At 67.4% G+C, this 13,463-nt stretch carries 9 protein-coding genes and 2 tRNA genes; 5 read left to right on the top strand and 6 right to left on the bottom strand.

Annotated elements, in window-relative coordinates:
* Window positions 1-46 precede the first annotated feature (46 nt).
* Entirely contained in the window at window positions 47-2,521 is a 2,475-nt protein-coding gene (locus tag PCK14_RS12155) for a CDP-alcohol phosphatidyltransferase family protein (protein WP_269938759.1), read from the top strand.
* Here PCK14_RS12155 and PCK14_RS12150 read toward each other — a convergent pair.
* From PCK14_RS12150 to dusB, 6 genes are all read right to left on the bottom strand, one after another.
* On the bottom strand, window positions 2,439-2,831 hold the full coding sequence (locus PCK14_RS12150) for a hypothetical protein (protein ID WP_269938758.1): 393 nt from the start codon (window positions 2,829-2,831) through the stop codon (window positions 2,439-2,441). The genes PCK14_RS12155 and PCK14_RS12150 overlap by 83 nt on opposite strands.
* A gap of 160 nt (window positions 2,832-2,991) precedes the next feature.
* Window positions 2,992-3,067, bottom strand: a tRNA-Asn gene (locus PCK14_RS12145).
* 117 nt (window positions 3,068-3,184) lie between these two features.
* A tRNA-Asn gene (locus tag PCK14_RS12140) sits at window positions 3,185-3,260 on the bottom strand.
* A 62-nt stretch (window positions 3,261-3,322) separates the two neighbouring features.
* On the bottom strand, window positions 3,323-5,338 hold the full coding sequence (gene dnaG / locus PCK14_RS12135; RefSeq protein ID WP_269938757.1) for a DNA primase: 2,016 nt from the start codon (window positions 5,336-5,338) through the stop codon (window positions 3,323-3,325).
* An 85-nt stretch (window positions 5,339-5,423) separates the two neighbouring features.
* Window positions 5,424-6,698 carry a deoxyguanosinetriphosphate triphosphohydrolase gene (locus PCK14_RS12130; RefSeq protein ID WP_269938756.1) on the bottom strand — a complete coding sequence of 425 codons (1,275 nt, stop codon included), beginning with the start codon at window positions 6,696-6,698 and terminating at the stop codon, window positions 5,424-5,426.
* A gap of 141 nt (window positions 6,699-6,839) precedes the next feature.
* Window positions 6,840-8,021: a tRNA dihydrouridine synthase DusB gene (dusB, locus tag PCK14_RS12125; protein ID WP_269938755.1), complete on the bottom strand. Its 1,182-nt coding sequence runs from the start codon at window positions 8,019-8,021 to the stop codon at window positions 6,840-6,842.
* Between the two features lie 246 nt (window positions 8,022-8,267).
* On the opposite strand from dusB, the gene PCK14_RS12120 reads away from it, so the two are divergent.
* The 4 genes from PCK14_RS12120 (at window position 8,268) to PCK14_RS12105 (ending at window position 13,423) form a co-directional block, all read left to right on the top strand.
* Window positions 8,268-8,999, top strand: coding sequence for an ATP-binding cassette domain-containing protein (locus tag PCK14_RS12120; RefSeq protein ID WP_269938754.1), 732 nt, complete (start codon window positions 8,268-8,270; stop codon window positions 8,997-8,999).
* Complete coding sequence (locus PCK14_RS12115; protein WP_269938753.1) at window positions 9,000-11,348, top strand: YhgE/Pip domain-containing protein; 2,349 nt, start codon at window positions 9,000-9,002, stop codon at window positions 11,346-11,348.
* Between the two features lie 66 nt (window positions 11,349-11,414).
* Entirely contained in the window at window positions 11,415-11,990 is a 576-nt protein-coding gene (locus tag PCK14_RS12110) for a TetR/AcrR family transcriptional regulator (protein WP_269938752.1), read from the top strand.
* A gap of 278 nt (window positions 11,991-12,268) precedes the next feature.
* On the top strand, window positions 12,269-13,423 hold the full coding sequence (locus tag PCK14_RS12105; RefSeq protein ID WP_442864712.1) for a magnesium and cobalt transport protein CorA: 1,155 nt from the start codon (window positions 12,269-12,271) through the stop codon (window positions 13,421-13,423).
* Window positions 13,424-13,463: the final 40 nt, after the last annotated feature.

Genomic DNA, 13,463 nt, shown 5'->3' with positions numbered 1-13,463 from the left:
ATTGCCCCTATCCTAATACTGTTGGGGTCCCAACTCTGGAGGCACAGTGCGAACAGTGCACCTCGGTCCGGCCGCTGGCTTCGCTTGCCAGTTGCTGCTGCTGGCTGCCCTGGCCGCGGGCGTCGGCCTGGGCTCCGCAGGCTGGGTCACGGGCGTGCTGTACGCGGTGGCCGTATGGGCCCTGCTCGCGGCGGCGCTCATGAAGCGCGGTTCCGGGTTCGGCCCCGCCGACTGGGTCACGGCATTCCGCGCCGTCCTGGCCGGCGGCGCCGCCGCGCTGGTGGCCGACTCCTTTTACTCCCCCGCCGCCGTGCCGGCCCTCGTTGCACTGTCCGCGGGCACCATCGTGCTCGACGCCGTGGATGGCAAGGTTGCCCGCAGGACGGGCACGACGTCGGAACTTGGCGCACGCTTTGACATGGAAGTTGACGCTTTCCTCATCTTTGCCCTGAGCGCCTACGCCGCGCCCCGGGTGGGTGGCTGGGTGCTGTTGCTTGGTGCCGCCCGCTATGTGCTGGTGGCCGCGGGCTGGTTCCTGCCCTGGCTGCGTGCCGACGCCCCGCCCCGTTACTGGAACAAGGTGGTGGCAGCCGGGGTGGGCATTGCCCTGACCATTGCGGCCGCCGGGGTGCTGCCGCCTTGGCTTGCGGCGGCCTTGCTGCTCGCTGCCCTGGCGATGCTGGCCGAATCGTTCGGACGGGAGGCCTGGTGGCTGTGGCGTCACCGCAGGGAGCATCCGGGAAAGGTGGTGCTGCCGCCGCGCGTGCTGACTGTCACGGCCGCGGTTGCGGTGTGGTGTGTCCTCTCCGCCCCGGCAAACCTTGCCGGGACAACACCGGCGGCGCTGGCCGCCATCCCGCTCGAGGGGATCGTGCTGCTGGGTGGTGCACTGTTCTTGCCGGTGCGCCTGCTGCGGCCCTTTGCCGTGACGTTTGGGCTGCTCTTGGCGGGCCTGCTTGTCCTGAAGGCCCTGAACACCGGCTTTGAATCGGCTTTTGGGCGCGGTTTTGACCCCGCCAACGACTGGTACTACCTGGGCCCCGGAGCCGGTGTTCTGGGCGACTCCATAGGGCAGGCCGGGGCCATCGCCATTGTGGCCCTGGTTGTGGTGTTCGTTGCCCTTGCCCTGTTCTTGCTGCCGCGGGCCACGCTGCGGCTTGTCCGGGCTGCGGCAGGCAACCGCAGGGCGTGGCTCGGCCCCTGGGCCGTGCTGGGTGCGGCCGGGCTGCTGTTTGCGGCGGCGGGGCTGGCGTGGGCGCCCGGGGCACCGGTGGCATCCGCCGGCTCCTCCGGATTCGTGGCAGGCCAGGTCCGCCAGCTGCAGCGCGACCTGGCCGACCGGGGCGTCTTTGCCGCCGAAATTGCCCATGACCCGATCTTCGGGGCGGGCACGGGAGCCGCAGGCCCGATCTCGCCCGGCGGGATGTCGGGCGCCGGCGTGGCGCAGGATCCCGGTGGCTTGCTGTCCGGGCTCCGGGGAAAGGACGTGCTGCTCGTGTTTGTTGAAAGCTATGGGCGGTCCGCCGTGGAGGGCTCGTCCTTTTCCCCCGGCATCAAGGACGCGCTCACCGCCGGAACCGCCCGGCTTGAGGCTGCGGGCTTTGCATCACGCAGCGCGTTCCTGTCCTCCCCCACGCTGGGCGGCGCCAGCTGGCTGGCCCACTCAACCCTGCAATCGGGGACGTGGGTCAACAGCCAGCAGCGCTACAACCAGCTCCTCACCACCGGGCGGATGACATTGTCCGGGGCGTTCCACAAGGCTGGCTGGCGTACGGTCTTCGACGTCCCTTCAAACACCACTGACTGGCCCCAGGGCCAGGCGTTCTACGGCTTTGATGCGCTCTACGATTCACGCAATGTTGGGTATGCGGGCCCCAAATTCAGCTATGCAACGATGCCTGACCAGTATGTCCTGTCGGCCTTCCAGCGGCTGGAGCTGTCCCCGGCGCCACGCTCCCCTGTCATGGCCGAGTTGGACCTGGTCTCAAGCCACACCCCTTGGACGCCGCTGCCCTCTCCAGTGCCGTGGGCTGAAGTGGGCGACGGCAGCGTGTTCAACGGCATGCCCGGGCGCGGCGCCACCCCTGAATCCGTGGCCGGCGACCCCGCGCGGGTGCGCGCCCTCTACGGCGAGTCGATCGAGTATTCGCTCAACACCGTCTTTTCCTTTGTGGCCGCACACCCGGACCCGAACCTGGTCCTGGTTGTGCTGGGCGACCACCAGCCGGCCCCTGAGGTTTCCGGCGGCAGGGGCGGCCATGACGTTCCGGTGTCGATCATGTCCGCGGATCCGGCCGTCATGGCGGCTATCTCACCGTGGGGATGGCAGGATGGCATGCTGCCGGGGTCCGGCGCACCCGTCTGGCCCATGAGCGACTTTCGCGACAACTTCCTGGCAGCCTACAGCGGCAACTCCGCAAGCCCGGGCACTGCCGCCGTCACCGAAGGTGTGAAGACGCCGCAGCCCGCGGTGCCAGTGGGTGCCGGCGTTCCATTGCCAGGCCCGCAAGGCCCAGGATGATCGCGGCTATCTCCACGCCGGCGGCCGTGAAAATGATCCAGCCCGTCCAGTGCTCGTGAACACCGAAGAGGCCCACGGTGGCGGAAATAATGAAGGCGCCCAGCGTCGAGGCGCCAAAGAGCACCGTAAGGGCCAGGGGGATCCAGTGCCGCCAGAAAAGCAGGAGCAGGGCGATCACGACGCCGCCGCCAAAGTTCAGCAACATGGCGGGGGCCATGAAGGCATTGTCTCGGAACACGACCCACCATTGCTCAAGGTGGATGAGGGCTGAAACAAAGACTGCCACGGCAGCCAGGATTCGAATCAACATGGCCGGGCTCCTTTTCTGTTCCGAAGAGGGCTTCTCTGGGCACGTGTGACAGACCGCACCTGCCATCCAGTTTATTCCTGATGGCCCGCCGCAAAAAGGGCCGGCCCGGAAAACAAAAGAACCCCCGCATTCACATGGAATGCGGGGGTTCTTTTGTCGATGGCTCCCCCACCTGGACTTGAACCAGGAACCTTTCGATTAACAGTCGAACGCTCTGCCAATTGAGCTATAGGGGAATGAAGCAACACTACCTTAGCAGAAACTCACAGTAATTACCAAAACCGATCATTTCCACCCACACGACACAATAATTGTCTCCGGCCCCGATACGAGGCCGGAGACAATTTTTGCCTTGGCTCCCCCACCTGGACTTGAACCAGGAACCTTTCGATTAACAGTCGAACGCTCTGCCAATTGAGCTATAGGGGATCGTGCAGGAACAACAATAACAAAGGGTTGCCCCGTTGTGAAATCGAGTGGTCCCGTGCCGATTATCCGTCGCCGCGCAGCTGCCTGCGGGCCGTTTCCAGCTCCATGAGCTCGCGTTGCAGCAGCTGGTAGTTCTCCGGATCGACGGCCGGATCCATGCGCTGCAGGGCCCCGAGCCGCTCCTCCTTCAGGCGTGTGATTTGCAGCTCAAAGAGCCTGCGCAGGATGTCCCGGCAGTAGCGTGCCAGGGTGTCCTCCCGGGTGGCCGGCAGGGGGCTGAGCGCCAGCTCGGCGACGAGTGATTCCAGCTCCGGCGGCACGCTTGAGCGGACGGCCTCCAGCCACTGCACCGAGGTCTCCTCGGACTGGCCCGCGGCGGCGATCCCGGCCTGGATGGCCTTGTAGGCGGGAACCACGAATTCCGTGGCGCCAAAGTGCTGCCAGTTTCCGGCCGAGAGGTACCCGGGATGCTGCAACACTACCTCCAGCGCCTCGCGCTCCATCCGGCCCTGGGGGTCCCCGGGGTTCGGGCGCGCGATGGTGGGGGTGGCCTCCGCTTCCGGGGCGCTCATCTGCTGCGCGCCCTGTTGGAACCCTTGGGGTGGCCCCGCCTGCTGACGGCCCTGGCCTCCGCCCTGCTGCGGTGACCCGTTGTGGCTGGCGGCAAACTGGCCGCCGCCCTGCGGGCCTGCCGCTCCGGCGCGCTGCTGGGTGTGCCCCTTGGCGTCGTGCTGGCCCGGGCTGTGGGCGCGCCGTTCGGCATTCTTCACCGCGCGCAGCACCTCGTTGGGGTCGGCCAGGCCCAGCCAGCCGGCCAGTTCCTGGCTGTACCCCATCCGGGTGGAGCCGTCGCGGATCGCGGCCACCACCGGCGCGGATTCGCGCAGGCCGCTGACCCGGCCCTCAACCGTGCTCAGGTCGTACTTGGCCAGGGTGGAGCGGATGGCAAATTCAAACAGGGGGCGCCGGGAGCGGATCAAGGCATGGACGGCCTCGTCACCCTTGCGCTGGCGGAGTTCGCAGGGATCGGCGCCTGAGGGCTCCACGGCCACGAACGTCTGGGCCGTGAATCGCTGGTCCTCGTCAAAGGCCTTCAGGGCGGCCTTCTGCCCGGCCGCGTCACCGTCGAAGGTGAACACCACCTCGCCGCCGGTGCCGTCGTCGGACAGCAGGCGGCGGGCCACCTTGATGTGCTCGGCACCAAAGGCCGTGCCGCAGGTGGCCACGGCTGTGTCGACGCCAGCCAGGTGGCAGGCCATGACGTCGGTGTACCCCTCGACCACCACCAGCTGGCGCTTCGAGGCGATGTTCCGCTTGGCCAGGTCGATGCCGTAGAGCACCTGGGACTTTTTGTAGAGGGTTGTCTCCGGGGTGTTCAGGTACTTGGGGCCCTGGTCGTCCTCGAACAGCTTCCTGGCGCCAAAGCCCACGGTGTCCCCGGCAATGTCGCGGATGGGCCAGATGAGCCGGCCGCGGAAACGGTCGTAGATGCCGCGGTTGCCTTCGGAGAACATGCCTGTCAGCTTCAGTTCCTCGTGCGTGAAGCCCTTGCCCGTGAGGTGCTTGAGCAGCGCATCCCAGCCCTGCGGGGCGAAGCCCACGCCAAAGTGTTCGGCGGCAGCACGGTCAAAGCCGCGCTCGGACAGGAACTGGCGGCCGGCCGCCGCGCCCGGGGTGACCAGCTGTTCGCGGAAGAACTCCCCGGCAATCTTGTGGGCGTCCAGCAGGCGCTGCCGGCGGCCAATGTCCTCGCGGCGCGGGCCGGTGCCGCCGTCCTCGTAGCGCAGTTCGTAGCCGATGCGCCCGGCCAGCTTCTCCACCGCCTCGGAGAAGGAGATGTGGTCCATCTTTTGGATGAAGGAAATGACGTCGCCGCTTTCCTGGCAGCCAAAGCAGTGGAAGTAGCCCATCTGCGGGCGCACGTGGAAGGAAGGGCTGCGTTCATCATGGAACGGGCACAGGCCCTTGTAGGAACCAATTCCAGCGGACTTCAGGGTGACGTAGGCGTCAACGACTTCCTTGAGGTCGGTGCGCGTGCGCACCTCGTCAATATCTTCACGTTTAATCAGCCCAGCCATTTTGCCAGTTTACGTGAGGATTGTGGGCAAGCTGGCGGGGCGGTGCATGCAGGGCCCATGGCGGCAGCCCAGGCTGTGGCGGACGCTACAGAAGTGTCCGTTCCGTGCCCACGAGCCGCTCGTGCAGCGCAAGGGCCGATCCGTCGGTGAGTGACGCCACCTGGTCGATGACCACCCGAAGCCGGGCGCCGTCGTCGTCCGCGGCCCGCCAGTCGGCGGCAAACATGGTCTCCAGGTGCGCGTCGCCCGTGGCGCTGAGGACGGCAACAAGCTCGCTGAGGACGTCCTGCTGGCGCTGGTAGATGGGCTGGCGGTGGTCGGTGGTCATGACGAAGGTGGTGGCCAGGCCCTTCATGACGGCAATTTCCACCAGGGTCTCCTGCGGCACCACCACCTCGCCCGCGTACCGTGACAGGCGGCCGGTGCCGTGGATGGCCTGGGTTGCGGCCACAGCGCTCTGGCAGAAGCGGCCGATCAGCTGGCTGGTCATGTCCTTCAGTGCGGCCATGGAGCGGCGGCTGCCGTCGGCGTGGCGGACCCACACATCTGCGGCTTCGAGGCGCTGCAGGGCGGCGTCAATCTCGGCGGTGTCCACGCCGGGCAGGTACCACTGCTTGGTGTAGCCCAGGACCCGGTTGCGCTGGTCGGAGTTGGCCAGCCACTTCAGCTGCACGTGGCCGGCCACGATCGCGTCCTCCACGTCGTGGACGGAGTAGGAGATGTCGTCGGCCAGGTCCATGACCTGCGCCTCAATGCAGGACTTCCCCTTGGGGGCGCCCTCGCGCAGCCATTCAAAGACGGGCAGGTCGTCGGTGTAGGCGCCAAACTTGCTGGTGCGGGAGCCGTCGATGAGCGGTGCGTCCACGGCCAGCCACGGGTACTTTGAGGCGGCATCCAGGGAGGCGCGGGTCAGGTTCAGGCCGGCCGATCCGCCGTCGGCCGTGAGCACCTTGGACTCCAGCCGGGTCAGCAGGCGCAGGGTCTGGGCGTTGCCCTCGAAGCCGCCAATGTCGTGGGTGAGGCTGTTCAGCACGGATTCGCCGTTGTGGCCAAAGGGCGGGTGGCCCAAGTCGTGGGACAGGCAGGCGGTGTCCACCACGTCGGGGTCGCAGCCCAGGGTGCGGCCCAGCTCCCGGCCAATCTGGGCAACTTCCAGGCTGTGGGTGAGGCGGGTGCGGACAAAGTCGTCGGTGTCCGGGGCCACCACCTGGGTCTTGGCCCCGAGCCGGCGCAGCGCCGAGGAGTGCAGGACCCTGGCCCGGTCGCGCTCAAAAACGGTGCGCAGGGTGTTCTTGGGTGTCTCCTGCACCCACCGCTGCTCGTCGTGGGGCAGGTACACGGGTGCTGGATCTGTGGCCATGTTCCCTAGTTTAGGGCCATGCGGCGGGCGCCCCGGGACGCTGTGCACAGGGCTGCCCATTCACGGTCCTTGGGCGCCGGTGATTGAGCCTGTCGAAATCACGCGGGCCTCGACAAGCTCGACCACCGAGGCAGCAGACACTTAGCCGCCGGAGACGTCCAGTTCGGCGCCGGCCAGCTCGGCCTCCTGCGTGTTGCTGACGGTGCGGTTGTCCAGCCAGCCGGCCGGCAACGCTGTGCGCTTGGGCGAGCCGGCGCGGCCGCGGGGGCCCTCGGCGTCGGTGCCGGGGTAGCCCTCGGACATGTCCAGCTGGTCCAGGAGCCCGCGCAGCACTTCAAGGGTGGGCACGGCGGCCAGCTTGGCGCGCAGGTCCCCGCCCACCACGTAGCCCTTGAAGTACCAGGCCATGTGCTTGCGGATGTCGCGCAGGGCCTTGTTCTCGTCGTCGAAGGTGTCCACCAGCAGCTCGGCGTGGCGGTACACCGCCGCAGCCAGCTCGGCCATGCCGGGCCTGTGGCGGGTGTCGCTGCCTTCGAATGCGGCCATGAGGTCGCCGAAGAGCCAGGGGCGGCCCTGGCAGCCGCGGCCCACCACCACGCCGTCCACGCCTGTCTGGCGCACCATGGCGATGGCGTCCTCGGCGCTCCAGATGTCGCCGTTGCCCAGGACCGGGATGTCCGGGAGGGCTTCGCGGAGCCGGGCAATGGAGTCCCAGTCGGCCTTGCCGGAGTAGAACTGGTTGGCCGTGCGGCCATGCAGGGCAACCGCGGCCACGCCGGCGTCGCGCGCAATGCGGCCGGCCTCGAGGAACGTCAGGTGGTCCTCGTCAATGCCCTTGCGCATCTTGATGGTCAGCGGCAGACCGCCCACAGAGGCCTCGCGCACTGCGGTCTGGACGATGTCGGTGAACAGGTCAAGCTTCCAGGGCAGGGCCGCGCCGCCGCCGCGCCGGGTCACCTTGGCCACGGGGCAGCCGAAGTTCAGGTCGATGTGGTCGGCGTGGTCTTCCTCGACCAGCATGCGCACGGCCTTGCCCACCGTCTCGGGGTCCACGCCATAGAGCTGCACGGAACGGATCTGCTCGTCCGGGTCGTGGCTGATCAGGCGCATGGACTCCGGAGTCCGCTCAACGAGCGCCCGCGAGGTCACCATCTCGGACACAAAAACCCCACCGCCATGCTCGCGGCACAGCCGGCGGAAGGCCGTGTTGGTGATGCCGGCCATGGGGGCAAGCACCACCGGGGTGTCCACGGTGATGTTGCCAAGTTTCAGGGGCGGGAGGTCCAGTTTGGTGTCGCTGGAGGGCAGGTCTGTAACAGTCACGCTTCAATTCTCTCAAATCAGTCCAAATTCTTCGCCCCCCTGCGCCCGGCAATCCCCGGAACGACGCGCGGGCGGGCGCCGGGAGTGAACAATCTCACGGACCCGCGCGCCCGGGAGCGGTTGCGCAACCACCCCTTCACGTAGTTAAACTGACTGGTCAGTACAAAGAATTGAAATGTGCCGGCCCCCGCGGAATCTCCTGCGGCACCGGCACCTAGGAACCATCCCCCACCCGAAGGAACCCCCGTGCAGATTGATGCAGACCAAATTGAGTTGTCGGCGGGCCGCGGCCCCGTCTACGGCCCACTGACCTTTGAGCTGCACGGCGGCTTGGGCGTGCTTCGTGGCGATGCCGGCAGCGGCCGCACCTCGCTCCTGCTGACCCTGGCAGGGCGCATGAAGCACGACGCCGGCACCCTCACCGTGGCCGGCCACGAACTCCCCAGGGACCTGCGTGAGGTGCAGAAGTTCAGCTCCGTTGCGGGTTTCGCCGGCATTGACGAGTTGGAGCAGTCGGTCACCGTGGGCGCCGCGCTGCGCGAACGCCAGGCCTGGATTTCGCCGTGGTGGTCGCGGGTGCGCAAGTTCAACGACGTTGACGTGGCCAATGCCTGCGCCCCCGTCTTTGGCGCCGAACCCATCCCCCACGCCGCCACCGTCATCTGGGACCTGGACAGCACGCATCAGTTCCTGCTCCGCCTGGCCCTGGCCATGATGTCCGTCCCCCGGGTCCTGTTTGTGGACGACATCGAACAGCTCCGCAGCACCGAGGCGCGCTCCATCGTGTGGGACCGGCTGGCCAGCATCGCAGCCGGCCACACCGACGTCGTCGTTTCTGCGTCCTCCCTGGATGAGAGTTTGTGGGAGCAATTGGACATCGCGCCGCACGTCATTGACCTCAGAGCCCCGGCCGAAACGCCGGAACCCGCCGCGGAAGACGCGCCGGCACACAGTGAATTGATCGAGGAGTCCGTCTAAATGTTTGCCTTTTTGTCCCCCGGCACAGAGCTCAGCCGCTTCAAGCGCGGCAAGCTGCCCAAGATCGCCGTGGCGGTCATGCTGTTCATCCCGCTCATCTACGGCGCGTTGTACCTGTGGGCGTTCCAGGCGCCCGACAAGCACATGAATGAGCTGCCAGTGGCCCTGGTCAACCAGGACACCGGCGCCGTCAATGGCGAGGAGGCCGTGCATGCAGGCGACGACCTCGCCAGGGAGCTCATGGCCGGCATGGACCTCAAGTGGGAGGAGACGGACGCGGACGCGGCCGCCGCGGGCGTGGCCAGCGGCAAGTACTACTTCGCCATGACCATCCCCGGCGACTTCTCCACCAACGCCGTCTCGGTGGGCACCGACGCCCCGGCGCAGACCATGCTGGACGTGGAGTTCAACGATTCCAACAACTTCCTCTCCAGCGTCCTGGGCAAGCAGGCCATGGCCCAGGTGCGCGACGCCGTGGCCGAACAGCTCGGCGAGCAGACCTCCTCCACCCTCCTGGTGGGATTGCACGACGCCGGCGACGGGCTTCGTGCCGCGGCGGACGGTTCCGCCAAGGTCACCGAAGGCATCGACAGCGCCAAGGACGGGGCCGGCAAGCTGGTGGTCGGCATGACCGAGCTCGCCGACGGCTCCGTGACCCTCAAGGACGGCGCACTGGCACTGGCCGAGGGTGCCTCCAGCCTCTCCTCCGGCGTGGACTCGCTGGCGGGCGGCGCGGCCACCCTGAACGACGGCGCATCCTCGCTGGCCACCGGGGCCGGCTCCCTGTCAGCGGGTGTGGCGGAACTGAACTCCGGTGCGGCGTCTTTGTCCGCCGGCAGCAGCACCCTCGCCGCCGGCGCACATGAGCTGGCCGGTTCCCTGGCCAATGCCATTCCCGACGCCCAGAAGCTCGATGCCGGTGCCGCAGCATTGTCTTCCAGTGCCGGCACCCTGTCCTCCAGCGCAGCCAAGATCTCCGGATCCGCAGCCACCCTGGCCGGCAGCGCAGACAGCGTGTCCGCCGGTGCCGCCCAAGCCTCAGACCAACTCGCCAAGCTGATTGCCGGCGTTGCGGCCATGCCGGCCGGAACGCCTGCGAGCGCACTGCTGGACAGCCTGACCCAATTGCAGCAGCAGGCAATGGCACCGCTGGCCGGCGGGGCCAGCCAGCTGGCGGCAGGGGCCCACCAGCTCTCCGCCGAGGGCACCACGCCCCTGGCGGACGGCGCGGCAAAGCTCGCCGCGGGGGCAGGCAATGTCTCCTCCGGTGTCACCAAACTGGCCGGCGGCGTCAGTGACGCAGCAGCCGGCGCAGGCAAGCTCTCCACGGGAGCCACCTCCCTGGATGCCGGCGCCGCTAAGCTGGCCGCGGGCACGCAAAGCGCCGCGGCAGGTTCGGCCTCCGTGGCCGACGGAGCCGCCAAGCTCTCCGGCGGCACGTCCCAGCTCTCCAGCGGGGCCACCACCGCCAAGGACGGCGCAGCGGCGCTGGCCAACGGCGCCAACACCCTCAGCGGCGGCAGTTCGCAGCTGGCCGATGGCACAGGCAAGCTCCTGGCCGGTGGCACCACCCTGGCCGACGGCGCCGGCAAGCTCTCCGCCGGCAGCCATGAGCTCACCGACAAGCTGCACGACGGCGGTGCGGCAGTTCCCAACGACTCCGCGGACCTGCTGGAGCAGAAGTCGCAGGTCCTGGCCGCCCCGGTGGCCGTCAACCAGAAGTGGGCCAACGAGTCCAAGAGCTTTGGCGAGGGCTTTGCCCCATTCTTCATCGCCCTGGCCACGTTTGTGGGCGCACTCATTTCTTGGCTGCTGCTGCGGGCCCTGCCCACCCGCGCCCTGGCGGCCGGCGCCAACGGCCTGCGCACGGTGCTGACCGGCCTGCTGCCGGCCCTGGCCATTGGCCTGGGCCAGGTGGTCATCATGGTGGCCGTGCTGCTGTGGGGGCTGGACATGCAGCCCGTGTACCCCGTGGCCATGGCGGCCTTCATCTACCTGACCACCGTGGCGTTCCTGGCGCTGCAGCAAATGTTCATCATCGTGCTGGGCACGGCTGCCGGCCGCGTGGTCAGCCTGGTGCTGCTGATGCTGCAGCTGAGCTCCTCGGGCGGAACCTACCCCGTGGAGACGACGCCCGGATTCTTCCAGGCCCTGCATCCCTTCATGCCGGCTACGTATGTGGTGAGTGGACTTCGGGAGCTGATGACTGGTGGAATAGACTCCCGGTTGTGGACCTCTGTGTTGTTCCTGGCGCTCATGGCCGTTGCCTCCGTGGCGATCAGCGCGTTCAGCGCCGGGCGCCAGCGGGTGTTCTCCATCAAGCGGCTGCACCCGGAACTGGAAATGTAGGCCGCACCGCCGCCCCGGCAGCACGCCACAGTCCACGCCCGCATTACTGACCAGCAAGGAGCCCCCGTGGCACGCATCTCCCCCACCAAGCAGGCCATCCTGGACGCCGCCCTGGAACTCGGTGCGCTGCACGGGATCTCCGGGACCACCATGGACGGCGTTGCCGAGCGGGCCGGGGTGGCCAAGGGCAGCGTGTACTACAACTTCTCCTCCAAGGACGCCTTGTTCGGGGAACTGCTGACCGCCGGGGTCCGCTCGCTGGCCGAATCGCTGCGGGCGGCCCGGGGCAGGGCGGAGGGCTTTGCCGCCATCGAGGCCATGGTGGCGGACATGCTGGCCCTGATCGCCGAGAACCGGGCCCTGGCCAAGCTCATGGCCTCGGAGATCTTCCGCACGGACAGGGCCTGGCAAGACACAATGTCCGTGCTGCGCCGCGAGGCCCTCGGCGAGATCTGTGCGGCACTGGAACCGATGCTGCCGGCCGGCACCACCGAGAACGGCAGGCTGCTCATGGCCGGCAGCATCTTCGGGGCAACGCTCATGGGCGGGGTGGAGTGGCTGCTGTTCAGCCCCGACACCCCGGCCCCTGAAGTGTCCGCGGCTATCCTGTTCACCTTCTCCGGCCGCCTGGCCCATCCCTGACCCGGGGGTCCCCGCACCGCGGCACTCAGGGCCGAAATTGGCACCGATGTGCCAGAACCGGCAGACTCGGGTATCCTCGGCACTGACAGGAAAAAATCGCCGGGACGGCGCGAGCATACTGAAAAGAGGTGGTCAGTCGCATGATGACCGAACCCCCAAGTATGTGCCCCGTGGCCCCCTCCGGCTCCGCATAGGATTTCCTTATCTTCCTGCGGCACACGTTCCGAGGCTGGCCATAGACGAATCGTCCCCGCCCGCACTGCCGTTTGGACCACCCCATGAACACCCGCCGCACTGTCACGCGCCTGCAAAACCTCACCCCCCTCAAGACCCGGGAATTCCCCGCCCCGCCCACGGCCACGAGTGCCGCCATCCCGGACCGCGGCGCCGAACGCGCCGTGCAGCGCCCTGCCACCAGCATGGTTGACGCCGGCATCTACCTGGACGGGACCAGGATCTCCTCCCCCGCCACGCTCCCGGACACCTTCCGGGAGTTGAACAAGGCCCCCGGCTCCATGGCCTGGATTGGCCTGGTCCGCCCGGAGGAGGCGGAGCTGCAGGAGCTTGCCGCCGAGTTTGACCTCCACGAACTGGCCGTTGAGGACGCCGTCATGGCGCACCAGCGTTCCAAGATCGAACGCTACGGAACCACACTGTTCGCCGTGCTGCGGGCCACCCGGTACCTGGAATCGCAGGAGGAGGTGGAGTTTGGTGAGCTGCACATTTTTGTTGGCCCCAACTTCATCATCACCGTCCGCCACGGCCACTCCCCCGACCTTGCCCAGGTCCGGCGCCGCATGGAGCAGGATTCCACCCTGCTGCGGCTGGGCCCGGAGGCGGTGCTCTACGCCATTTTGGATACTGTGGTGGACGGTTTTGCGCCCGTGGTGACAGGCCTGGAGAACGACATTGACGAGATCGAGACCGAGGTCTTCGGCGGTGACCCCCAGGTGTCGCGGCGCATCTACGAACTCTCGCGTGAGGTTATTGAGTTCCAGCGCTCCACCAAGCCCATGGTGGGCATTCTGGCCGCCCTGGCCGGCGGGTTCACCAAGTATGGAATCAACGAGGACCTGCAGCAGTACCTGCGCGACGTGGACGACCACGTCACCCAGGTCAATGAAAAGATCGATGGCTTCCGGTTCATGCTCCGCGACATCCTCACCGTGAACGCCACGCTGGTGGCGCAGCGCCAGAACGAGGAAATGAAACACCTTGCGGAGGCCAGCAACGACCAGAATGAGGAAGTCAAGAAGATTTCCGCATGGGCCGCCATCCTCTTTGCCCCCACTTTGGTGGGCACCGTCTACGGCATGAACTTCGATTCAATGCCCGAGCTGCACTGGGAGTGGGGCTACCCGCTGGCGCTGATAGCCATGTTTGGGGTCAGCGTTGTCCTGTTCGGCATCTTCCGCAACAGGCGCTGGATCTAGGCCACCCGGCAATAGTGGCAACTTTTGTACCGTCCCCATT

The sequence above is a fragment of the Arthrobacter sp. HY1533 genome (assembly GCF_027568515.1).
Taxonomy (GTDB): Bacteria; Actinomycetota; Actinomycetes; order Actinomycetales; family Micrococcaceae; genus Specibacter.
This window is presented reverse-complemented; position numbering and strand designations above follow the sequence as displayed.